We start from the raw sequence: 808 nt of genomic DNA on the forward strand, positions 1-808 counted from the left end.
GGCATTGCCAACTTGTTTACGAGTTCTGAACTGGTTATCGCTCGCGCATGAAGGTAACAGCCACAATGCCTCGCCTGAAGGGTTTTCGTTTTCCGCGCGAGGTCATCGCCTATGCCGTCTGGGCCTACCATCGCTTTGCGCTCAGCACAGCCGATGTCGAAGATCTGCTCGCGGAACGCGGTGGACGGTCAGCCGGGAGACGATCCGGCAATGGGTCAACCGCTTTGGCGGCCATTTCGCGAGTTGCATCAGGCGAGACCGGCCTGGGGCGGCCGACAAATGGCATTTGGATGAAGTGGTCATACCGATCAACGGTCGGAAATGCTGGCTCTGGCGGGCGGTTGATGCGAACGGTGATACGCTTGATATCCTCGTCCAACCACGGCGGAATGCTAAGGCCGCCCGGCGCTTTCTGAAGCGATTGATTTCGCAATTCGGCGAACCTCGCGTTGTGATCACGGACAAACTGCGAAGCTACTTCAAGCCGATCCGTGATCTTGCACCGGATGCGGATCACCGGGCACACAAAGGGCTGAACAACCGGATCGAAGGATCTCACAGGCCAACTCGAAAGCGTGAGAAACTGATGGGTCGGTTCAAGTCCCCGCATCAGGCCCAAAGGTTCCTCGCCGCTCACGACCAGATCAGCACCGTCTTTCGACCCCGCCGCTATCAACTCTCCAACATTTCATACCGTCACGCCAGAACCGATGCTTTCCGCCTCTGGGACAGTTACGCTCTCGAAATGACCGCCTGACAGACGCCCCCCAGGCAGCTTTCATGCCGGCGCAAACAAGTTGGCAATGCC

1 pseudogene is annotated in these 808 nt (G+C 58.0%); it reads left to right on the plus strand.

The features are described 5' to 3' along the window. The first annotated feature begins 47 nt into the window (after positions 1 to 47). A pseudogene (locus Q1A06_RS20895) lies at positions 48 to 757 on the plus strand (IS6 family transposase). The last annotated feature ends 51 nt before the right edge of the window (positions 758 to 808 follow it).

The sequence above is a fragment of the uncultured Sulfitobacter sp. genome (assembly GCF_947497275.1).
Classification (GTDB): Bacteria; Pseudomonadota; Alphaproteobacteria; order Rhodobacterales; family Rhodobacteraceae; genus Sulfitobacter.